This window comes from Novipirellula artificiosorum (assembly GCF_007860135.1).
Classification (GTDB): domain Bacteria; phylum Planctomycetota; class Planctomycetia; order Pirellulales; family Pirellulaceae; genus Novipirellula_A; species Novipirellula_A artificiosorum.
Genome location: NZ_SJPV01000003.1, coordinates 574,739 through 597,779, shown reverse-complemented (window position 1 = coordinate 597,779; position 23,041 = coordinate 574,739). Strand labels below are relative to the sequence as shown.

Genomic DNA, 23,041 nt, shown 5'->3' with positions numbered 1-23,041 from the left:
TTCCCTAGAAAAACCGGGCGGCTTGCGCCGCTCCGCTAAAACGGTAACTTATTTGTGAACGGTCCCTAAGTAATGGCCAACCAGTTCATCCGGATGCTCTGGATCCAGCATCCACCGCGGCGGGGGAACGAAGCCAGAGTTGTCGACATTGTAAGGCGTTATGGCATCTTTCGGCTGAAGTGCTCGGTGCTCGACGAGCTGTTGCGCCAATTTTTTGACACGCTCTGGATACTGAGCGGCCTGATCCGTCATTTCGTTCAGATCGTCAGACAAGTGAAAGAGATGCACTTGTTGATGTTCATCTTGAATTTGGCCAATGTCTCTCAATTGAGGCCCGTTGACCACCAACTTCCATTCATCGTCGATGACCGCCAAATGCTCCGAGGAGGGCCCGGATTGTCCGTGATAGGAAAACCAAGACCGGCTCTCGATCCTTTCACTTTTACCAAACAACACGGCGGACAAATCCACGCCATCCATCGGTTTCTCTGCGAGTTCCGAAATGGTTCTACCGGCCAGTGAAACCAAGGTCGGCAACAGATCGATGTAGCCACAGACCGCATCCGTTGATCGCCCTGCAGGGATTTTTCCGGGCCAACGAACACAGGCAGGAACCCGAGTGCCGCCCTCGAATACGGTGAGTTTTGCACCGCGGAGTGGATCATTGATGCCTCGCAACCCAGCCACGCCGCCGTTGTCACTGAAGAACCAGACGAGGGTGTTTTCGGATTCACCGGAAGCATCGATGGCACTCAAAATGCTGCCGATGCCTTCATCCATGCGACCGATCATCGCTTTGTAGATTTCTCGATTCTTCGCGTTGGGCTTATGCTTCCCATCTAAGTCACCGTACCGCTGAATCGCCTCGTCGGGCGCCTGGAAGGGTGAATGCGGAGCGTTGAAAGGCAAATAGCAAAAATACGGAGTATCCGAGGCTGCGGATTGCTTGATCCAGTTTGCCGCAGCGTCCGCAATCAGGTCCGTTGCATATCCCTCTTGGTCCGATGATTCATAGTCGAGGTGCCAATCACGGACGCCTTCACGCGTCAAATCGAAGTAGTCGATCGCACCGTTGTAGTGTCCATGAAAATGCGTGAAACCTCGAGCCAGGGGATGCCACTTCGCACGTCGATGCCCCAAATGCCACTTTCCGAAGACGCCACGATCCAGGTATCCAAGACGACCGAGCATCTCGGGCAGCGTCGTTTCGGAGACGGGTAGGCCAAAATCGCGATACGGTGGGATGACGGCACGGGCCAAGCCGAAGCGGATCGGATAGCGTCCCGTCATCAATCCGGCACGGGTAGGCGAACACATCGGCGCGACATAAAACCGATTCAGTTCAATCCCGTCGGCCGCGATGGAGTCGATATGAGGCGTCTTGAATTCGTCGTTGTGATAGCCGACCGAATTCCAGCCCAGGTCGTCTGCCAAGATCACCACGATGTTGGGAGGAGCGTCGTCAGCGTGTGCGGCGCATGCGAAACAGCCAAGTAGAAAACAACAAGGGATCAGCGTACGGAGCGGCATGGGATCAATAAGCGTGGAAGGAACGAAGGGGTCGAAGGCGTCGGATAGCTGCGTCAATCACTCGACGTTACGTTCGGCGAGGACCAACCTCGCATTCAGACGGTAGTTTCTTCGCAATCCTTATTTCAAGGCTCTTCATGCTATTTGGTGACGATTTCCATGATTGTTCAAGGCTGCGAATCGCTGACATCGTTTTCGGCCACGTCATAATCTGCAACGCTGACCGTTGTTCCGCTTTGCCCGATTACCGAAATCCAGCGATCCAGATCGCCACACATCGCGTCGACGCTCGGTTTGCTGTCGGTAAACAGACTTTCATTGCCTGTGTACCTAACGGATAGCTTACTAGGATCCTCTGCCGGTGCGAACAACACGTTGCCATCCGCAACGACGTACAGGCGGTCATGGTCTCCGGCCACCAACGTTCCGAGTACGTCTGTTTTGCCGCGAGTCCATTGTTTCGTGCCTGGATCGCGTTGGAAGTAAGCGGGCTGGCCATCTTCGCCTCGCATCAACACATGCACTCGGCCTCGTGCGTCAACGGTCATCGACCCTCCGTTTTGGTAACGAGTTCCTGGCGGGATGCGGAAAACCGCTACGCCTGGCGAATCGGCGTTGATGAATTGCTTTCCTAAAACACCGATGAGTACACCGTCATTGTTCAGCCACGTTTTCCCATGATCATCGCTGTAGGCGTAACACAGGTCGTGGCAGGTGCTGGCGACGGGCGTGTCACGCCAGCACCAAGTCAGGTGGCGACGTCCATCTCGCACGATCAAACCATGGGGATAGGCATTGACCGTACCGTTCCCGCCGGACCAATGTTTGTCGATCAACTTGCTGGCATCGAAATCATTGATCTGCCATTGTCCGTTTGCATATTCAAAGAAGTGAGAGTCCGCGCTGCCGGAACCCCCGTTGAGACGCAAGTAAAGCAGCAGACGATCGCCATCGCGAGTGAAACACGGGTACGTCACCGCTTCGATCGTCGGCCCGCCGAGATGGTCCTTGACGGGTTCAAACAAATCCGTGGTCCATGGGTGTAACATCGGATGGGTTGCCACTGACGTCTTGCTACGACGATAATGGAGCGTCGAGACATGATGATCAAAGGCAAGGTGAATCACGCCGTCGGCCGAAATCCCCATGGCGACCTTTTCGTGAGAGTCCCCAAACCCCTGAGATTTCGGTCCGGCCTTGCCTCGATCGATGTTCTCGGTGCGTTTGTAACCAGGCAGTGAGATCACTGACCATGCGCCCTTGGGCAACTGTCGCCGAGCCACGGATACCTGGCATTGGTCGTCCCAATAAGCGGCGTATTGCCAACCGTTGTGAGTCCAAAGCGAGCCAGGGCCAAAGTTCCATGTTGATCCTCGCTTGACGATATCCTTTGGCATTCCGTTTGTTGCTACGGTTGATACTCGGACATGCGGTCGTGGCTCGGGGGCATCAACGTCGCTAGAAACCCGATCATCGCTATCGGGATCGTTCGACATCAACACCTCGTTGCGGGAGGTTCCGTCACCGTGCTTTTCCGACCGACCAGTTTGTTGTGCCGGAGCAGACGGTGTGCTCCACAAGAGTGCAAGGGTTAAGAAGATTCGATACATGCGTGGGTGCCGATTAGCGGTTCCTTTCAGTCATGGCGATGGGGGGCTACAGCAAAAACTCACCCGGTAGCGTCTCAAGGATGCGGCGCAACTCGCGCCGCATCTCTTCAAGCTGTGTATTGTACGCGGCATCGTCAGCAAGGTTGTGTTGCTCGCCGGGGTCTACCGAAAGATCATAGAGTTGGTCGCGGTCAAAATAACCTGGCAGTGTCCCTGTGGATCTCGCCTCTGCATGGCCACCGCCTGGGATTGCCGTCAAATGGCTGAACGGCATTGATGGATCCTCGGTCACGATTTCGAGGTGCCGACGTCGTCGCTCTGCGTTCCACTTGTTGAGTAATCTTTCTCGCTGGTCCCGTGTCATGTTCTCAATGTGTTCGGGATAGCGTATCGCCATATACTTCCAATTGCCCTTGCGGACCCCCCGTGCAAACCCCAGCTCAAAGTAGAGCACTCGATCGGTGGGGGCAGGTTGTCCTTCAAGGTACGGAAGAAAGCTCTCACCATCGAAGTGGAACTCCGATGCGTCTACTTTTGCGAAATCGAGGATGGTCGGGGCAAAATCAACGATCGACACCAACGCGTCGCTGGTCGCTCCTACGGGGAACCCTCCCTTTCGCCAGACGATGCTTGGGTCATGCACGCCCCCTTGGTACAGCGTTCCTTTGGCGTTTTGCCCATGGTCACTGAAGAAAAAGAAGACGGTGTTGTCGAGTTGTCCGGTTGCTTCGAGCTTGTCGAGCAGCGCACCGACGGCGTCGTCAAGCCAAAGCATGTTTGCCGTGTCTGGGGTGACGGGAAGGCCGGCTGCGGTCAGACGATGTGCGATTTGTTCGCGTGAAGGCATCGCTGTGGGTGCCTTTTCGAGATACCCCACGGCAGCGATCTTTGGATCCGCGTTCCACGAGCGTTTTTCGTTCGTGGGGCCGTGTGGTACCGTGGTGGCGAAGTAAAGGAAGAACGGCTTGTTGCGTGGTTGGCCAATGAACTCAACGCCACCCTCAGTGATCCAATCCAAGTTCTGGACGGCCACATCGTGCAACCCCAGAAAATCAGGATTGTTGTGGTAAACGCGGTCGACCGAGTCAAATCCGGTGTTGCGAATCGCCTCACAGACACGATCGTGATTCCGAAGTAATTTTGCCGCATTTTCAGGTCGTCGTGCACTGGCATCAAAATCGGGAAAGGACTCCAGTCCATTCACTTCGACCACATGGTTCTTTCCGACCATGCCCGTCTCGTATCCCGCCTCTTGCAGCAATGCCTGCAGCGTCGTATCGCCCCCGACAATGTGCGTATTGAACTCAACGATTGACTGTCCTTCTCGCCGCGTCCTCGACGTGAACGGATTGTTTTTCGCACGACTGGCATAGTTTCCCGTCAGCACGTTGTAGCGACTTGGCGTACAGATGGGAGAACAGACGTGCTGCTCACGCATCACCGTTCCTTGGCGGGCCAACCGGTCAATATTCGGCGTTAGATTTCGACCTTCCCCTTGCGGCAAACAATTGAAGTGCTTCGGAAGCATGTCGTCTGCGATAAAGAAGACGATATTCGGAGGTCGATGCCCCTCGGCCGGTTGAATCGCCATAACGCCTTCGGCGAGCAGCGGAAGGTAGATTAGCGTGCTCAACAATACAGCGTAGGTTCGGTACATAAGGCCTGTGCCAGGTGGGAGGTGCGTTGGGATACGATGGTTCTGGTACAATGGTATCTTGTGAGGTTGCGGCGGGGACAGCAACCCCTGCCTGGCAGGTTGGAACATGTAAGTGTTTTGTACCGGAGCGAGAGTATGATGAACGACACGTTTACGTCAAACGAGATTCATGGCGGGACCAGTACGGAGGTATTGAAGCGGAGTTTTCTTGATAATCTCAGCTATCGCCAAGCAAAATTCCCTGCGGTTGCGACAACTTATGATCACTACATGGCGTTAGCGTACACGGTACGTGATCGTATCATGCAGCATTGGCTTCAATCCGCGAGTACGTACTACGAGCAATCGGTCCGTAGCTTGTGTTACTTGTCAGCCGAGTTTTTACTCGGGCCGCACCTGGGCAACAACCTCGTCAATCTGGGGATGGAGTCCGAAACGCGGCAGGCGATGCTGGAATTGGGTCTTGATCTCGATAGGCTACTGGCCGAAGAAGAGGAGCCTGGGCTAGGAAACGGTGGGTTGGGCCGGCTAGCAGCATGTTATTTGGATTCGCTCGCATCGCTTCAAATCCCCGCGATCGGCTACGGCATTCGATACGAATTCGGAATTTTCGATCAAGAGCTTAAGGATGGTTGGCAGGTCGAGCGAACCGACAAGTGGTTGCGATACGGCAATCCGTGGGAAGTGGCACGGCCCGAGATTACGTTTACGGTTGGCTTTGGTGGTTCGGTGCGCGAACAGGTCGACTCGGCAGGCAACTACCAGGTTGAGTGGGTTCCCGATCGGCACGTGATGGGAATGGCGTACGACACACTGATTGGCGGCTACGGTGTTCCCACCGCGAATCTATTGCGACTGTGGCAGGCGCAGGCATCGGAGTCCTTTGACTTCCAACTGTTCAACGTCGGTGATTATCAAGGTGCCGTGCTGGAAAAGATCGCCTCGGAGAATATTTCTAAGGTGCTCTATCCAAACGACGAAGCCTTACAGGGAAAAGTTTTGCGTTTGCAACAGCAGTACTTCTTCACGTCGTGCGCGCTTCAGGACATGATACGCATCTACCTGCAACGTAGTTCGCAGCTCGGAAATCTGCACGAGAAGTTCACCGTACAATTGAACGATACCCATCCGGCGATCGGAGTTGCTGAGCTGATGCGTTTGCTGATCGACCAGCACGCGATGCCCTGGGAGTTAGCATGGGAGATCACGCGTCGGACGTTTGCGTACACGAACCATACGCTGTTGCCCGAGGCTCTCGAACGATGGTCGGTGGAACTTTTGGGGCGTCTTTTGCCTCGCCATCTGCAGATCATTCTTGAGATCAATCGACGGCACTTGGAAGGGGTTCGGAAGCGGTATCCTGGGGACGAAGAGCGAGCGAGTCGATTGTCACTGATCGAGGAACAAGGCAGTCGTGCAGTGCGGATGGCACACTTGGCCTGTGTCGGGAGCTACTCGATTAACGGTGTTGCTGAATTACACTCGCGGTTGTTGCGGGACGAAGTGCTGCGAGATTTCCATGATTTGACTCCTGAGAAATTTCATAATGTGACCAACGGTGTGACGCCACGGCGATTCATGCTATTGGCGAATCCACGACTCTCCGCTCTGATCACCCACGCCATCGGTGATGGCTGGATTCGCGACCTTGATCAGTTGCATCGGCTCGAACCTCTGGCCGACGATGCAGCGTTTCGTGCCGAGTGGCGTGTCGTGAAGCGAGCCGTCAAAGAGGACCTGGCGGAAAAGGTCCAGCAGCGGACGGGAATTTCCGTTGACCCAGAGAGTCTATTTGATGTTCAGGTCAAGAGATTTCATGAGTACAAGCGGCAACATCTCAATCTGCTACATATTCTGAGCCTTTACTTTCAAATTAAGGATAACCCTGCCGCGGACGTCACGCCACGAACGTTCCTGTTTGCGGGCAAGGCGGCGCCCGGTTACCAGATGGCGAAGTTGATCATCAAGCTGATCAACTCGGTCGGAGAGGTCGTGAACGGAGACTCGGATGTGAACGGAAGATTGCGCGTGGCATTTTTCCCCGACTTCAATGTGAAGAATGGACAGTGGATCTATCCAGCAGCCGACCTGTCGGAGCAGATTTCGACGGCCGGCAAAGAGGCATCGGGTACGGGCAATATGAAGCTATCGATGAACGGGGCTTTAACGATTGGCACGCTCGATGGAGCGAATATTGAAATACGTGATCACGTCGGGCCCGAAAACTTCTTCTGCTTCGGGATGACGGTCGAGGAGGTCGCGTCGTTACAGGCCGCTGGCTACGATCCTGGTTCGCTTGTCCGTGACAACGCAGATCTATCGCGAATCATGCACCGGCTTAGCGATGGCACCTTCTCTCGCGGCGATACAGAGTTGTTTCGTCCTTTGGTCGAGAATCTTCAATACCACGATCCGTTTTTCGTTTTGGCCGACTTTTCAAGCTATGTGGAAAGGCAACGGGAGGTCAGTGCGGCCTTTCAGGATCGCGAAGTTTGGACGCAAAAGTCCATTCTGAATGTAGCCAGGATGGGTCATTTCTCATCAGATCGTAGCATCCGCGACTATTGTCGTGAGATTTGGCAGATCGACGCGATTCAGCCGAACGGTTTCAACAGCAAGTTCAAACCGTGAAGCTGAGCGTGTCTCAATCGATTGGCCCCGTCGGTTCAATAATTGGGAGCAAGCAGATGGGCGAATGATTGCCGTTTCCCGATGCGGGTACGCTCAACGGTCTCGGTTGCCGTATTGGCGAAGTTGCATGGGCACCGCAGTTTAGTTGCCAGTTTGACGAAGGATGGGAATGGGGGGGGCTTGCATCGCATTGCCCAAAAAAAAGCTGGTGTGCGGTGGCTTATTGTACGCGACGTTTTGCCAGGCGATGCCGAGTCGGTATTGAGGGTCTTGCATCAGCGTGTAGATGCGGTGATCGGTTGGCACAGTCGTTGAGTAGACACGCAATGATTTTCCATCGGGGGCCGTTGTCACAATTTCTTCGCGCCAGTCACCGATGATGTCGCCCATCAGATTCGGACCGCGCGGCGCGCCACGCCCCTCGATAGCAAAAATCGTTTCTTCTTGCTGCGTTTCCCAATTCCATTTGGTGACTCCGTTGCGACCGATCAATTCACGCAACAAGTCTCCGTCCCACCAAACAGCGTATCCTGTCGAACGAGGGCTGCGGCCAATCGACTCGCCCTTTGCATTTCGCAATCCGCCGGGACCGCCCCAGGCTTCGCAGCCAAAATGTCGAGGATCAATGTCGGCGGCGATGCCCGCTCCAACGTCAACGCCCGGGCTATGGCTCCAGAGAATTTCGCCTGTCCTTGCGTCTCGCATCGCTGCGCCGGGAGTCTGAAAACGCACCGTGGATCCCTCGTTTTCCTGAACGGTGAAAACTTCCTGGCCTGGGCGATCTGGATCCAGGTCGCTGACATGCATTGCGTCACCGTGTCTCAAGCCGGTCGAGTAAAGTCCTTTCCCGTTATCATCAACGACCATCGCTTGGTAAACAATTTCGTCGCGACCATCACCGTCGACATCGGCAACCGACAATGAATGCCCACCCATCCCCGAAAACGGTGACGCGTCGGAATAGGGCGGATAGCTGATGCCGGAATCGAAAGTCCATCGCCGCGTCAACCGTCCCTCACGCCAGTCCCAGGCAACAAGGACGATGCGACCATAAACGCCTCGACACATCACGACGCTGGGTCGCTCGCCATCGAGATAGGCGACGCAGGCAAGAAAACGGTCGCAGCGATTGCCATAGCGGTCGTTTCCGCCATTCCCGCCGATGCCGCCCCAACCGTCGATCGGATCGCGGCCGGGAATATAATCGACCGTCTCCAGTGCTACGCCGTCTTGCCCGCTGAACACCGTAAAGTACTCTGGCCCATCGAGAATTCGCCCAAAGGATCGTGACGTCTCGTCCGTGTCACGCCAATCTTTCGTAGCGTCGCCGACAACATTTCCCTTTCCGTCGACCGTCCCGTCGGCCGTTTTGCAGGCGACTTCCGCTTTTCCATCACCGTCTAAGTCGTAAACCAAGAACGGAGTGTAGTGCTCACCTTCGCGTACATTCTTGCCGAGGTGAACTCGCCAAAGCAGCCTACCATTCCATTCGTAAGCGTCGAGTATTGGACTGCCAGTGATCCCGGAATGCGAATTGTCTTTTGGATTGGAAATCTGATGCAGGACGAACTCGTACTGGCCGTCACCATCCAGATCCGCGATCGACACATCACCTGCTCGATAGCCCTCGACGACTTGGATCGGGATCTCAGCATAACCAGAACGCCAAATCGGTACCGCCGTCGAGGCTTTGCCTTCGCCATCCGGACCGATGGTGTTAACGAAGTAGCGGTCGTTCGGTGAACCTACCGTCTGCTGATCTACGAAGTTCGTACCGGCAGCCAACGGTTGCTCGTTGAGACGAGTCGATGATCCGTCCGAAGAAAGTCGGTACAGGTTGAACGTTGTTTCCTGAGGTTCGTTCGCAAACAATCGCCAACTGATGAAAACCTTGTCGTCGGTTTTCACCGCAACAACCCCTCGGTCAAGGAGTTCCATTTGTCGTTGTGCCTGGATGTCGGATGCCGCGACAACTGCAAACAGAAAAAGGAAACACAGTGTGGAGTACTTCAATTGAGTTTCGCCTGGATTTGGTTTTGCCCGCCACCTCTTCCCAAATGAACCGTCTATCTCCATTTGGGTTGGGAGGACCTTCACCTGCATCCGTCCCAATGGCATGTGGCTACAATCGCTGCATCATCCAACACGATGACGCCTTAGGTTTTGAGCCCCGTTAAGTTTATGAGCCAAGGTTCTGCGTTCTGCATGATTTCCTTCCAAGTGACCACACGTCCCTGATAAGCGGCCGTCCTCCCAAGAATGGTGGTTAGATTACTGCGCACGCTTTCCGGTACCGTCGAGTTGCTGCAATCCTTGTTTTGGATTTGGTCATAGAACGTAGCGATATTGGTGACGGCGCCTTCTTTGAAGATGCCAGGCGAACTGCCACCTTCATAGGCGTGCTCGCCGCGAATTTGGACCTGGCCACCGTAGGCGGTTTCTAGCACCCCCTCCGATCCGAACATCCGATTGCGGATGCCTTCCGGTTCGCTTCCATGTCCATCGAATTGTCGCGAACTGAATGTGATGCCAATGTTGTCGGCATAATTGAAGATCACGCTGAAGGTGTCCCAGCACGACCCAAAGTCGCGCACTTTTTGCCCGCCCGTTCCAAAAGCGCTTTCCGGCGCAGCATTCATAATCCAACTGGCCACGTCCAGCGTGTGGATGTTCTGTTCGGTAATGATGTCGCCTGACAAAATGCGATTCAAACCCCACGCGCGAAGCTGGTCTTCCGGAGTCCCAGAGGCTGCCGCAACGATTTGACCTTTCCATGGAATTCCGGCATGGTAGGTCGATTCACCAAACGCAAACTTGCCAACAGCTCCCTCGTGCACCTGCTTGATCGCTTCCTGAAAATACGTGTTGGCACGAGTTTGAAAATCAACCAGAAAGCATAGCCCCTTCGCGGTTGCCTTCTTCCCGCTCTGCTCCACCGACTTGCAGCCCGGTACATCCACGGCGATTGGCTTCGCTAGATAGACATGCTTTCCTGCCTCAACAGCGTCTTCGGCTTGTTGCGGGTGGAAGTAAGGTGGGCTCTCAATCGCGACCGCGTCGAGATGGGGATCGTCGAGCATCTTCTTGTATCCGGAAAGCCCCGTATGCCTTCGGCTCGCGGATACCTTCAACGCATCGCCAAACGAATTCACACGATCCTCGAAATAGTCAGCAGCGGCAACGACTTCATAGCCGCCGTGAGCCGCAAACAACTTTGCGATCCATGTCCCTCGACCTCCACAACCAATCACGCCCAATCGAAGCTTTGGCGCGTTCGATGTTTGTGCGAGCGCCGGAGCTGCGATCAATCCGATGGATGCAGCCGCGACTCCACTGCCAAAAACACGGCGGTTGAGGACCTTAAGTTGAGAACGCTGTTGCGGGTGAGAAGGGTTCACGGGAAGGATTCCTTGATGCGAATCATGGGGGGGAAGGAACAGTATGGCGGGTACTTCGTCGGTATGATGATAGCCGATCCCATCCTGCGGAAGAACACTTCGCCTGCAATTTCCTGTTACTTGACCTGGCGTACTCCAGGTGGGAACGTCCGATACACCCAACGCTTGCGAACCACTATACTGACGCCGTAAACGCCGTTGGTGGAATGGAAAGTTTCCACCGCATCACGCCATCGCAAACCGGGGTACCTTGATGTTCAATTTTGTCAGGTCTGATTTTGTTTCCCGCCGAATCATGGGTGTCCTCGCAGCCGGATTGCTGTTGTGTTGCCCGCTTGCTGCGGCCAACCCGATCGAGGAGGCGGCCCGAATCGTCGAAGAATCAGAAGTGACAGCTGGTTTTTTTGTCCATCTTGGTGCGGGCGATGGGAAACTGACCTCTGCTCTCGGGGCAGGGGAAACCGTCCAAATTCACGGACTAGTTCGCGACGCTAGCCAGTTGGCCTCGACAAGAGCAAGCGTCTTCGCAGCGGGCCAATACGGGAACATCGCGTTCGACCATTTCGATGCCACGGAATTGCCCTACGTGGATAACTTGGTCAACTTGTTTGTTAGCGAGGACTTGGGCGATGTTTCCATCGAGGAAGTCACTCGTGTGCTGACTCCCAATGGCGTCGCCATGATCAAGAACGATGATCGTTGGACGAGACTTGTCAAACCGCGGCCAGACAGCATCGACGAGTGGTCGCACTACCTGCATGACGCATCGGGCAACTCGGTTGCCCACGACGACGTCGTCGCACCACCGCGTCATTTGCAGTGGGTGGGAAGCCCTCGCTGGTCTCGCCATCATGACCGGATGGCCAGCATGAGTGCATTGGTGTCGACTGGCGGACGGATGTTCTACATCATGGATGAAGGCAGCCGGATTTCGATTCAACTTCCGCCTAAGTGGAAGTTGATTGCTCGCGATGCCTTCAATGGCAGTGTTCTGTGGAAGCGTGACATCGAGAACTGGCAAGCTCATTTGTGGCCTCTTAAAAGTGGCCCCACGCAATTGTCCCGTCGCTTGGTTTCGAACGGCGACACGGTCTACGTCACCTTGGGCTTCAATGAGCCGCTGACCGCGCTCGATGCGAAGTCGGGCAAGACGATCCGAACCTACGCGGGTACGGATGCCACCGAAGAGATCATCAATACCAATGGGATGCTGTTTCTGGTCGTCCGAAAAGGAAAGGCAGAGTTAGCAGATTATGCGCCGCTGCATGGAACCGTCGGTGATCAGGCACGTTCGCGTGACTTCTTTTGGGACGAGGAACCTCGCGTGCTGATGGCGTTCGATGCCGAGTCGGGGCGGCAATTGTGGGCGAAACAGACAAGGATTTCACCCCTGTCCCTCTCGGCGGATAGCTCGCGAGTCTTCTTCCATGATGGGGAATCGCTTGTTTCGGTCGATCAAAAGACGGGTGAACTGGGTTGGCAGAGCCAGCCTGTATCGCGACGAGAGTCCTTTACGTTCAACTTTGGTCCACGCTTGGTGGTTTACGAGGATGTTGTGCTCTATTCCGGTGGCAATGGCAAGATGCTGAGCCTTGATTCCAAAACCGGTAAAAGGTTATGGGATGCGGACTTTCCCAACAGTGGCTATCAATCGCCTCAGGACTTGATGGTGGTGGATGGATTGGTTTGGCTCGCCCCGCTGACCAGCGGAAAAGACACGGGAGTCTACACGGGGCGGGATCCGCGGACCGGTGAGGTGGTGAAGGAATTCGCACCGGACGTGGATACTTATTGGTTCCACCACCGGTGCTACATTGCCAAGGCGACCGACAATTTCTTAATGCCTTCGCGAACAGGAATCGAATTCGTGGATCCCGATACCGAACACTGGGATATTCACCATTGGGTTCGAGGTGGTTGTTTGTATGGGGTGATGCCCTGTAATGGTTTGACCTACGCACCACCGCATAATTGTGCTTGCTATCCCGAAGCCAAACTCTACGGATTCAATGCACTCGCACCGCTCGCCCCTTCGAGGCCAGTTCCCGGTAAGGTGAGCGAACGGGGGAGGTTCGAAAAAGGACCAGCCTTTGGCTTAGGGTTGGCTGACCCCAATCAGGATCGCCGCGAGGATTGGCCTGAGTATCGCCATGATGCAGGGCGTAGTGGAACGACCGGTGGGCCGATTGCGGAGGAGCTGAAAGCGAAGTGGGAGTGCAAGCTTGGGGGCCGATTGACTTCTCCCGTGATTGCCAATGGCAAGGTTTACGTTGCGCAAACCGATGCTCATACCCTTCATGCCTTGGATGAAACCAATGGCGAGTCACGTTGGACCTTCACCGCAGGGGGCCGCATCGATTCACCGCCAACGGTCAGCCGGGGCCGAGTTGTTTTCGGTGCCGCTGATGGATGGGTTTACTGTTTATCCACCGGCGGTGAGTTGGTTTGGCGATACCGGGCCGCACCGCTCGACCGACGTACCATGGCGTACGAACAACTTGAATCACTGTGGCCCGTTCATGGTAGCGTGTTGATTCACAAGGGAACCGTTTACTGCGTAGCGGGTCGCTCGATCTTCTTGGATGGCGGTTTGCGAATGCTTCGCTTGGATCTCGCTACGGGGAAAAAGTTGTCCGAGACGCTGATGGATGAAACCAATCCCGATACGGGCAACAACATCCAAGAGAAGCTGCAGATTCTTCAAATGCCAGTTGGATTGCCCGATATTTTGTCGTGCGACGGCAATCACATTTTCATGAAGTCGCAAAAGTTCGACCTCGAGGGCAACCGTTTGGAAATTGGCCCGAATTCCGGCGACTTCGCCAAGCAAGCCTCCAAACAACGTGGGGTCGACGCTCACATTTTTGCGCCAATGGGATTCCTCGATGATACTTGGTTCCATCGCTCTTACTGGGTGCTGGGGCAGAGTTTTGCCGGCGGACATGGCGGTTACTATCAAGCCGGGCGTTTTGCTCCGTCCGGTCGGATCTTGGTCAATGGGAACGGCTATGTTTATGGCTATGGACGAAAACCTCAATATTTGCGTTGGACAACAACCTTAGAACATCAATTGTTCGCCGCGGAACCCGATCCACCGGAGATCCCTGACCAACCGAAGAAGCAGGCCAGTGGTCCGGTGATCCCGTCGGCATCCTTTCCGATCACGCAAAGTCTGAATCCCGCCAACAAGCCGATTACGGTGGAAGCTTGGATGACGACGACCAAACCCAATGGGGTCCTGATTGCTCGCGGTGGACCAGCGGCTGGATTTGCACTGACGATCGAAGGGGGGCAACCTGTCTTCCATCTCCGCAGCGAGAACGTCTTGAACAGCGTGAAAGGCAAGTCCCGCGTCGTCGGGGGTTGGCACCATCTTGTCGGCGTGCTGGGCAAGGACAAGTCGATGAAGCTGTATGTCGACGGACGCCTTGCGGGCGAAGGGCGGGCCAATGAGCTGATCCAGACCGATCCGAAACAAGGACTCGACATCGGCCAAGACAGTGGTTCCTCCGTGGGTGATTACAAGGGCGTGTCGCCGTTCACGGGAGTCATCGATGAGGTTCGCCTCTACTTTGATGAGGCGAGCGAGGAGCAGATCACTCGCCGTTTCAACGAAGGAAACGAGATCTCACCCGACGCAGTGTTGGCGATAAGTTTTGACGACGGAACGGCACGCGACTACTCCATCCACCGGAACAACGGCACGTTGGAAGCAGGCAAGTTGGTCGACGGGCAATTTGGCAAAGCAATCATGCTCGTTGCCCCGAAGAACGCTGGCAATGCGGCCGGTCAATCAAGCAGTCCAAGTCTGGTCGATCCGAAGTGGACTCAGGATGTGCCGATTTACGTCCGCGGCATGGTGCTGGCCGGCAACAATTTGTTTATCGTGGGGCCGCCCGATATGATCGACGAAGAAGCAACCTTCCAAGGTTTGACCGAGCATGACGCAGAAACGAAGAAACTGCTTGATCAACAAGATGCCGCGTTGGAAGGCAGCGAGGGCGCTTCGTTGCTTGCCGTCAATATCGATACCGGTGAACTGAAGCAGGAAGTCAAGATCGATAGCCTTCCGACTTGGGACGGACTTGCCGGTGCGAACGGGCAATTGTACTTATCGACGCTCGATGGCTCTGTGATCTGCTTCGGGGAATAGAATCAATGCGGTCGATAGGTGTCTTGTTTATTTGGGTTGTTTTTTCGGCATCCGGTGTCGTCAATGCCTGCAACATTCCGGTGTTCCGGTATGCATTGGAACGTTGGCGACCCGACGATCTGGAAGTGATCCTCTATTTTGACGGTCAGCTCCGCGGGGCGGAGCAGACCTACGGCTCGCGGCTCGAGCAAGCCTCATCGGCAACGCCGCGAGCGAATGCACAAATCATCCGTGTCGATGTGAGTTCGTTGGACGACGGGCATCACCCTCAGCAAGCCGAGCGATTGGCATTTTGGGCGGATTTCCAGCGGCGAACGAATGCGACGCTTCCGTATCTCGTTGTGCGGTCGAAGCCTGAGGGAAGTCGCTCACGGGTACACTTTCGCGGGACACTTTCGGAGGCGAAAGAAATCGATCTGTTTGATTCTCCTGCGCGGCGAGAGCTCCACGAACGTCTGGTTGCAGGACATTCGATCGTCTGGATTCTAATGGGAGCTCCAAATCATCCCGACACGGTCGCCGTACGCGAACTTGCAGAAACAAACTTCGAGACGTTGGCTCGGAAAATCAAGCTCCCGGAGGGCATTGGCTTACCGGGATCGGAGCTGTTTTCCGACGTCCCCTTGGTACAGAAATACAGTTTGCTAGAAATCGACCCCCGCGACAACGATGAACGGTTTCTGGTTTCGATGTTGAGCGGGGTTCGCAAAGATGCATTTGAACAAGGAGAGCCGTTGTTGGTTCCCGTTTATGGCCGTGGCCGTGCGTTGGAAGTCATTCCTGTGAGTGAGTTTAACCTCCGCTTGGTCGAAGATCTCACCCTGTTTTTGAGTGGCGCTTGCTCGTGTCAGGTCAAAGAACGCAATCCGGGGTTTGATCTTCTGATCACCGCCGATTGGGATCGGGACCTGTTTGGCGAAGATGGGAAACTGCCCGACGATCGCAGTGACCTCGAAGGTCAAAACCTTTCACCGGTTCTCTTGCAAATCCCACCAGGAAGAAAGCCATGATGAACCGTACGATCGCCGTGATGTTGGGCTCTGCTCTGTTGCTCATCTCGCTGTTGGCAATGCTGATTCGGGGCGATGGGAATCGTTCCACGACGTCGACTTCGCACGACAAGCCTTTGATGGTCTATTGCGCAGCCAGCAATCGGGCCGTGATGGAACAAGTGCGCCAAGCGTATGAGGATGAATTTCAACGCTCGGTACAGATTCAATATGGCCCGTCCCAGACGTTGTTGTCGTCAATCGAAGTCACTCGAGATGGCGATCTGTATCTGCCCGCGGATGACAGTTTCTTGGAAATTGGGCGAAGCAAGCAGCTTGTCGCAGAGATACTTCCAATTGCAAGCATGCAAGCGGTCGTCGCCGTTTCCAAGGGCAACCCCAAATCGATCGCGACATTTGCGGACCTCCAGTCCTCGAACGTTCGATTGGTCCAGGCTAGCCCCGAAGGCACCGCAATCGGCAAAGTGACCAAGGCAATCTTAACGAACTTGAACCGTTGGGAAGAACTTGACCGCGCGACCCTTGCCTATCGTGGGACGGTCAACGAAGTCGCTAATGATATCTCTGTCGGAGCCGCGGACGCAGGGATCGTCTATGATGCCGTTCTACATACCTATCCTGGGCTTGAGTTTCTCGAATTGCCCGAGCTGTCGGCTGGCGTTTCGCAGGTTTCCATTGGCGTGATCGCATCGACGCAACAACCTCAGGCAGCACTCCATTTTGCTCGATATCTGTCGGCCCGTGATCGCGGGTTACTCCGTTACGCGGAGCATGGTTTCCACACTTCGGCCGGTGATGTTTGGGCGGACCACCCGAGTCTTTCTCTGTTTGCTGGATCGATGCTAAGGCCTGCCATCGAAGAGACGATCACCGCGTTCGAGGAGCGTGAAGGAGTATCCGTGGATCGTGTCTACAACGGCTGTGGTATTTTGGTCGCGCAAATGAAGGGCGGTCAGCATCCCGATGCCTACTTTGCTTGTGATAACGAGTTCATGAATCAAGTTCATGATTTGTTTCCACAGCCGGTGGAAGTGTCGCAGAATGAACTGGTTATTTTGGTGCAGAAAGGAAACCCACTTGGGATCGCTCGGTTGAGCGATCTTGCCCGGGACGGTATTCGCGTGGGGGTGGGGCACGAGAAACAGTGTGCAATGGGCTGGCTGACACAGAATACTTTTCGTGAAGCGGGCGTTGAGCAATCGGTGTTGCCTAATGTGACGGTTCAGTCGCCCACCGGGGATATGTTGGTGAATCAGTTGCGAACGAAGTCTCTTGACGCCGCCGTCGTGTACCTGAGCAATGCGGCCGGGTCAGCCGATGTGCTGGATGCCATCCGCATCGACGGGCTGAAGTGCAGTATCGCAACTCAACCGTGGGCGGTATCAAAGGAATCTCGATATCCAAGCACCGCGGAGCGTCTGTTCACGAAGCTTAGCTCGGCCGACTCGAAAGAAATCTTCGCAGCGGAGGGGTTTCAGTGGAAGATCGATCCGTCGAAGAGCGTCGCCGAATGACGAGAACGGATCCGCACCGAGAAGGATCGAAGGGGATAGCGAGCCAGCGGACTCGTCGATCCGATGCCCCCTTTTTCCTAGTGATGGGTGGGATTTCTAGCTGCTTTTTGCTGCTGATCTTGTTGTTGCTGCTTGCGGATGTCCTGTTTACATCGTGGTCGGATTTCTCTGCTGCTTTGCGGAAACCTGAGATTTTGGCTGCCATGCGTTTGACGCTGCTGTCGTGTACCGTCGCCGCCTTGTTGTCGGTATGGGTTGCGACACCGCTTGGCTATTTGCTGTCAAGGTTTAAGTTCCCAGGACGCATATTGATCGATACGTTGGTGGACATTCCAATCGTGTTACCCCCGCTCGTGTTGGGACTCAGCTTATTGATTCTGTTTCACCTCTCCATCGGCCAATGGCAGTTAGAGTCCTTCTTAAGGGATCGACTAGGGTTCCCGGTGACTTTCCGTTGGCCGGCAGTCGTCCTTGCTCAGTTCTCTGTCGCGTGTGCCTTTGCGGTTCGCACCATGCGGGTCACGTTTGACCAGATGAGTCCGCGTTGTGAGGAGGTTGCACGCACGCTTGGGTGCAGCCGAGCGCAGGCGTTTCTGCACATTGCGCTTCCGCAAGCGTGGCGGGGGATGATCGCGGCGATGACGATTGCCTGGGCACGCGCTCTCGGCGAGTTTGGACCGATCTTGGTGTTTGCCGGTGCGACCCGTATGAAGACAGAGGTTTTATCGACGACCGTGTTCTTGGAGCTCAGTATTGGGCAACTCGATGCCGCGGTGGCGGTATCGCTGTTGATGGTGGTGATGGCCATGGCGGTGCTGCTGATCTTGCGTCTACTCGGAGCCGGAGTCGCAGCGTGATCGAACTCGAAGATGTAACGATCCGCGCTGGCCGTTTTGAGTTGCAGAAGGTCTCGCTTTGTGTTCCGTCCGGAAACTACGCGGTGCTGATGGGACGCACTGGTCGAGGCAAGACGACCCTGCTTGAAGCGATTTGTGGGTTGCGGGCCATTGCATCGGGATCGATCCGTATTGATGGCACGGACGTGACCGATTGGTCTGCGGGCGACCGACAAATCGGTTACGTGCCACAAGACTTGGCGCTGTTTCCAACCTTCACCGTTCGCGAGCATTTCGAGTTTGCCTTGCGGTTGCGGAAACAGCCAAGACCCGCGATCGAAAAGCGGACGGTCGAGTTGGCCGGGATGCTGAAGGTTGAAGCCTTGCTCAATCGAAGTATCGAGGGACTCAGCGGCGGAGAACGACAACGTGTTGCACTTGGAAGAGCGTTGTCTTTTCGCCCCTCGGTGCTGCTACTCGACGAACCCTTGAGTGCTCTCGACGAATCCACTCGGATTCAGATGCAAAAGTTGCTTCGTGAGATCAAGTCCGAGCAGCACGTGACCACCCTCCACGTCACTCATAGCCAATCCGAGGCCGAAGCGGTTGCCGATCTTCAGTTGGTAATACGAGACGGTCATATTTCCATAGCTGGCGATGCGGTCGAACAATCCCTGGTTGTGGCCCATCAACCAAATCACGAGTTGCCCTTGTGACGGAACACGGGTGTCGACGATGGCGTGTTCCAGATCCACGGGGTTCCCTTTCGCATCAGCGAATACAAACCCAATTTCCGGGTGTGGATTCGCGCGCGAGTCGATCTCGCTGGCGCCCGCAGTGAGCTCGAACAATTGTGGCGCGAGGGAGTTTGTAGGTGAGGTTCCTTGCGAATACGTTGGTGTCATCACCAACGATGAGCAAAGTGCAACGATGGAAAACCCGATAGGAACTCGTCTCATGCGGTGATGGCTCCTCCTTCAAGTGGACTGTCAGCACCAAAGTTTAGGGTAGTGGATTTCGCCAGAAATCCGTAACTCAAATAGTCTTGGGGACTTCTGGCGAAGTCCACTACGTCCCAACTCGCAGTTTTAAACTTGACAGTCCATTCGTGACCTAAAAAATCAAAGTCGGCCCCAAGCCTTGTTCGGATTTGGCCCGAGGTCAAGTTCAAGTGTCCCGCCTTTGACGAGCTCCTTGTGTGGCAGCCAACAGGTCTGCAGTGGTTCCCCATTCCATTTCGCAGATTGGATATAGATGTTTTCAGGTGCCTGGTTGTTTGCGACAATCGTAAAGACTTTTCCGTCGTAGTATTCCGGGCTCAGCGAAATGACCACTCGATCGAAAACGGGCGTCGTGATGTCGTAACGGGGCTCGAGTCCCGATCCACCATCGAATTGGAAAAGACCGATCGCCATCAGCGCGCTCAGGGCACCCATCTGGCCCTGATCTTCATCGCCGTTGTAGCCGCTGAAGGGATTGGTTCCACCAAAGGCGGCTTGCTGGACTGCACGCACCCATTTCTGGCTGAGCCATGGGAAACCGATCCGATTAAAGTAGTGCGCCATTCCGGTTCCATCTTGGTTGGCATAATCGACCAACGCGTTCCCATGCAAGCGGCCAGGGAGATGGAACGCGTGCTGCTGTGCAATTTCAAATTGGGCGTTGAGTTTCTCGGCGGCTGCTTGATGACCGCTGAGCATTTCCGCGAGTCCCATGGGGTCATGCGGTACGTAGAAGGTGGTGATTGCTGCGCTCGTCTCACAGAATCCCTTTTGCTCAAAGACTTCTTCACGAGGCATGAAATCCGGCATCCAATCCCCATTTTCCATCCGGACCCAAGCCGACTGTTTTTCGGGCCAGATGACATGGCGATAGTTGCGTGCGCCAGCGATAAATTGGTTGTAGATCTCGTCGCGTCCGAGTCCTTTGGCCATCTGTGCGATGCACCAGTCGTGGTAGGCGTTGTAAAGCGTCAAACTGGTTACCGATTTTCCGTGACCGCCCGAAAGGGGGTTTCCCCAAGAGACATATCCTTTGCTGTTGTATTCCTCGAAGACGGATTCCGTGGGTTCCTTGGCATAGCCACCGTAGTATCGCCCGCCATTCTTTCCGGTGTTCTTTACCAATCCTTCCAATGCCGTCATCGTGTCAAAGTCTCGGATGCCTTTTGCGTAGGCGGAAGTGATGAACGGTGCCGCAGAGTCGCCGATCATGACAAACGTGTAGTTGCCTCCGGATGGACCGCGAGGGATCAGCCCACCATCGTTGTACATCTGGACAGAAGTTTTGCAGAAATCACTGTACCGCTCGGGGCAGATTAGTGGCCAGAGAATGTTGAGACTCCAGTGCGAGCCCCACCACGCATCAGAATTGTGCATGTTGAAATCGGGCGTTCCGTCATCATCAACAGGAATCTGCCGCAGTTTGCGCTCGGGGCCCGTCATGTCACAGTAGATGCCGCTGGCGTCGCTGACGACGCGTCGACCAAGCAGCGAACGCCATAGGTCGGTGTAGAACTTTGTCTTTTGCGCGTCCGTACCTCCATCGACTTTGATTCGGGATAGATGGGTGTTCCAATCCTCACGAGATTCCTGAACAATGCGGTCAAAGTCCCAGTCGCTGAGTTCTGCTTCGAGGTTTTGACGCGCCCCATCGATCGACGTGTAGCTGACCCCCACCTTCATCAGGATCGGTCGATTGGCCTCGGTCCGGAAACGAACATAGGCTCCGGCGCCGCTCCCTGAAATCGCGTCTGCCGGCAAATCGGCTTCGTCCTTGTTCCAGCCGCCGAAACCACTCATCGCGTCACGAAAACGTGCTACGAAGAAGACTGGCGAATCCTTCTTACGTCGCGAAGTCCCCTTCATCAGGCTCATGCCTTCGATTTCATTTTCATTGACCTTGCGGACTTCGGAGCGGACAACCGGCCCATGCCCTAGTTCCGCACCAACGTCAAAAAGAATATGGGCGTCTTCGGTGCTTGGATAAGTGTAGCGATGGAATCCCGTGCGCGTTGTGGAAGTCAACTCAGCGGTCACGCCGTACTTCTTCAAAACCACTTTGTGGTAGCCCGGACGGACGATTTCTTCGTCATGAGAAAAATCCGATTGGTACGCATCCATTCCAAGCGGGCCCGTCATTTCGCCTACGATTGGCAGCACAGGTATGCCCGAGAGTTGCCAAGCGTGGATGTGGCTAAAGCAGCGGATCTGCGTGTCGCCATAAAGGTAACCCGATTTCCAAGATCCCTTGGTTTGCGTATCAGGGCTTAGGTTGACCAGTCCGAAGGGGCGGCAGGCCGAGTTGAAATAGAACCAGCGGGAATTATGCGTGTCGATTAGCGGATCGACCCAGTCAACAGGTTCGTTTGCACAAGCAATGACACTGGAGAGTAGTAGGCAGGCGAAAACACCGATTTTCATGGATCATTCCTCGTCGATAGTTCTGTCTTTGTATCGTTCGAGCACATTGTACTTGTTTTTTGGGGATGATGGGTACGGCTTGCAAGGTGAGTTTCAACTGTCTGAACCGCTTCCCTTCGCGATCCCTTCACGCGAAACCATTCTGGACCATGGTTCGGTGGTATGAGTCGAAGGCGATTCCAAGGGACCCGTACAAAGTCACGGAAAATCGTTGACCTGATCGCTTTCGAGCATGATCACAAACGAGAAAAAGTTGTTACAATTTCGACGTTCACGTCACCTTCCCACGTCAATTGTCGTCCGAATTGACGTCCCTCTCACTCTCCTTGGGGCTCCATCATGTCGCCATTTATTGCAGAATTCATCGGAACCATGATGTTGGTTCTCTTCGGCAATGGTGTGGTGGCTAACGTGGTCTTGGCCCGAACCAAGGGGAACGATTCGGGGTGGTTGGTGATCGCGGCGGGTTGGGGCATTGCTGTTTTTATCGGTGCATTTTGCGCGAATGATTTTAGTGGTGCGCATTTGAACCCCGCGGTCACGGTGGCGATGGTGATCGCTGGAAAGCTAGGCGTCGGATCTGCCATAACCTATTGTGCTGGCCAGATGCTCGGTGCGTTCGCCGGTGCAACCCTTGTGTTCCTCTGTTACCGCGAGCACTTTAAGGTCACCGAGGACAAAGACAGCAAGCTGGCCTGTTTTTGCACGGCACCCAACATTCGCAATTTGCCGCAAGCCTTCTTTTGTGAAGTCCTAGGAACGTTTGCTTTGATTTTCCCCATCTTTTTGATGATCACACCCAGCCTGATTCAGGGGGACGCGCCCGTCGATACCGATCCGGTACTCGGTCTCGGTTCGCTTGGATTCTTGCCCGTTGGTTTGCTGGTCTTTGGCATTGGCTTGTCATTGGGTGGCACCACCGGCTACGCGATCAATCCGGCTCGCGACTTGGGCCCGCGATTGATCCACGCATTGTTGCCGATTCCAGGAAAACGCGACAGCGACTGGGGTTATGCCTGGATCCCGGTGGTCGGCCCGATCGTGGGTGGAGCCTTGGCAGCGATCGTCTACAAGTGGATTGCCTAGCTGATAGTGGCGATGTACAGCAAACCCCAATCCTCCCAAACGTCCTTTCCTTTCGGCAGAAACACCCACGCTTTGCAAACGCTTTTTTCCACTCGCCGTTTTTGTGTCCCTCCTATTCGCTTCCGTGGCGGATGCGCCGAACACTTCACGATCGGTCGTCGCGAAAGTTGCAAACATCTTGGTCGTCTGTTTCG

General features: G+C 54.9%; 13 protein-coding genes. 7 read left to right on the top strand and 6 right to left on the bottom strand.

The features are described from left to right. Positions 1–48 precede the first annotated feature (48 nt). From Poly41_RS12020 to Poly41_RS12010, 3 genes are all read right to left on the bottom strand, one after another. On the bottom strand, positions 49–1,530 hold the full coding sequence (locus tag Poly41_RS12020) for a sulfatase-like hydrolase/transferase (RefSeq protein WP_146526398.1): 1,482 nt from the start codon (positions 1,528–1,530) through the stop codon (positions 49–51). A 167-nt stretch (positions 1,531–1,697) separates the two neighbouring features. Then, positions 1,698–3,026, bottom strand: coding sequence for a BNR repeat-containing protein (locus Poly41_RS12015; protein WP_197231246.1), 1,329 nt, complete (start codon positions 3,024–3,026; stop codon positions 1,698–1,700). A gap of 160 nt (positions 3,027–3,186) precedes the next feature. Further along, on the bottom strand, positions 3,187–4,797 hold the full coding sequence (locus Poly41_RS12010) for a sulfatase family protein (protein WP_197231245.1): 1,611 nt from the start codon (positions 4,795–4,797) through the stop codon (positions 3,187–3,189). Positions 4,798–4,932: 135 nt separating this feature from the next. On the opposite strand from Poly41_RS12010, the gene Poly41_RS12005 reads away from it, so the two are divergent. Next, positions 4,933–7,428 (top strand): glycogen/starch/alpha-glucan phosphorylase, encoded by a 2,496-nt coding sequence (locus tag Poly41_RS12005; RefSeq protein ID WP_146526395.1) that lies wholly within the window; start codon positions 4,933–4,935, stop codon positions 7,426–7,428. Between the two features lie 141 nt (positions 7,429–7,569). On the opposite strand, the gene Poly41_RS12000 is transcribed toward Poly41_RS12005, so the two are convergent. Continuing rightward, positions 7,570–9,441, bottom strand: coding sequence for a rhamnogalacturonan lyase (locus tag Poly41_RS12000; RefSeq protein WP_197231244.1), 1,872 nt, complete (start codon positions 9,439–9,441; stop codon positions 7,570–7,572). Positions 9,442–9,584: 143 nt separating this feature from the next. Further along, positions 9,585–10,826: a Gfo/Idh/MocA family protein gene (locus Poly41_RS11995; protein ID WP_197231243.1), complete on the bottom strand. Its 1,242-nt coding sequence runs from the start codon at positions 10,824–10,826 to the stop codon at positions 9,585–9,587. 295 nt (positions 10,827–11,121) lie between these two features. Between Poly41_RS11995 and Poly41_RS11990 the strand changes: the two genes are divergently transcribed. The 5 genes from Poly41_RS11990 to Poly41_RS11970 are packed head-to-tail and all read left to right on the top strand — an operon-like array spanning position 11,122 to position 19,055. Beyond that, entirely contained in the window at positions 11,122–14,979 is a 3,858-nt protein-coding gene (locus Poly41_RS11990) for an outer membrane protein assembly factor BamB family protein (protein WP_197231242.1), read from the top strand. A 5-nt stretch (positions 14,980–14,984) separates the two neighbouring features. Continuing rightward, the gene (locus Poly41_RS11985; RefSeq protein ID WP_146526392.1) at positions 14,985–15,989 is read left to right on the top strand and encodes a hypothetical protein; all 1,005 of its coding nucleotides are present in this window, start codon (positions 14,985–14,987) and stop codon (positions 15,987–15,989) included. Next, positions 15,986–17,503 (top strand): substrate-binding domain-containing protein, encoded by a 1,518-nt coding sequence (locus Poly41_RS11980; protein WP_146526391.1) that lies wholly within the window; start codon positions 15,986–15,988, stop codon positions 17,501–17,503. The genes Poly41_RS11985 and Poly41_RS11980 overlap by 4 nt, the downstream gene beginning before the upstream one ends. After that, positions 17,500–18,360, top strand: coding sequence for an ABC transporter permease (locus Poly41_RS11975; protein WP_197231241.1), 861 nt, complete (start codon positions 17,500–17,502; stop codon positions 18,358–18,360). The genes Poly41_RS11980 and Poly41_RS11975 overlap by 4 nt, the downstream gene beginning before the upstream one ends. Continuing rightward, positions 18,357–19,055, top strand: coding sequence for an ABC transporter ATP-binding protein (locus tag Poly41_RS11970; RefSeq protein WP_146526390.1), 699 nt, complete (start codon positions 18,357–18,359; stop codon positions 19,053–19,055). The genes Poly41_RS11975 and Poly41_RS11970 overlap by 4 nt, the downstream gene beginning before the upstream one ends. Positions 19,056–19,460: 405 nt before the next feature. On the opposite strand, the gene Poly41_RS11965 is transcribed toward Poly41_RS11970, so the two are convergent. Continuing rightward, a complete protein-coding gene (locus Poly41_RS11965) occupies positions 19,461–21,761 on the bottom strand; it encodes a GH92 family glycosyl hydrolase (protein ID WP_146526389.1) in 2,301 nt (766 codons plus the stop codon). A gap of 339 nt (positions 21,762–22,100) precedes the next feature. Here Poly41_RS11965 and Poly41_RS11960 point away from each other — a divergent pair, with 339 nt between their 5' ends. Next, entirely contained in the window at positions 22,101–22,847 is a 747-nt protein-coding gene (locus Poly41_RS11960; protein WP_146526388.1) for an MIP/aquaporin family protein, read from the top strand. Positions 22,848–23,041 lie beyond the last annotated feature (194 nt).